This is a genomic window from Brevundimonas sp. UBA7838, from assembly GCF_002500885.1.
Taxonomy (GTDB): Bacteria; Pseudomonadota; Alphaproteobacteria; order Caulobacterales; family Caulobacteraceae; genus Brevundimonas; species Brevundimonas vesicularis_C.
On the sequence record NZ_DLTK01000005.1, the window covers coordinates 1,094 to 1,742 of the forward strand.

Below are 649 nucleotides of genomic sequence, written 5' to 3' on the forward strand. Positions count from 1 at the left end.
CTGGCGGCGCGCGTGTCGCCCCGTCGGTCTTCGGTTTTGGCGGACGCCCTTGCATCATCCTCGCCGACGCGCGCAGGATGAAGCGGAGCTTGTTCAGGAGTTGACTATGCATCGCCTCATTCTGTCGTCTGCGGCTCTCCTCGTACTGTCGGCCTGTGCGCCGTCGCCGGGCGTGGCGACGGCCAGCCGCGCCGACGCCAGCCAGTGCTTCCGGCCCAATCTGGTGCGCAACTTCACCGCGCCGAACGACCAGACCCTGTATGTCCGCACAGCCGACGCCGGGGTGTTCCAGATCGAAACCCCCTTCTGTCGCGACATGACCCGCGCCCTGTCGATCGCACTGGAACCTGTCGCCGGATCCAGCCGCCTGTGTCCCGGCGATCAGGCCGCCTTGCTCAGCCCAGCGACGGGCCCTCAACCGTGCCGCGTGCGCATCGCAAAGAAGTTGACGACCGCAGAGATCGAGGCCCTGCCGTCTCGCGATCGGCCCTGATCGAAAACGCTTTCGGAGCTTTCGGGAGAGATTGAATTCTCGCGCGCGCGGGTATGAAATGAACGCCTTGCCTGGGGAGGGAAGAGAATGATCAGAACAGTTGGCGTGGCGGCGATCATGGCGACGGCGGCGATCGCATCGCCATCGGCGGCCGAA

General features: G+C 65.6%; 1 protein-coding gene. It reads left to right on the top strand.

Annotation, left to right across the window (positions count from 1 at the left end; translation table 11 throughout):
* The first annotated feature begins 106 nt into the window (after nucleotides 1-106).
* Nucleotides 107-493, top strand: coding sequence for a DUF6491 family protein (locus tag B3T77_RS00265; protein ID WP_055753879.1), 387 nt, complete (start codon nucleotides 107-109; stop codon nucleotides 491-493).
* Nucleotides 494-649: the final 156 nt, after the last annotated feature.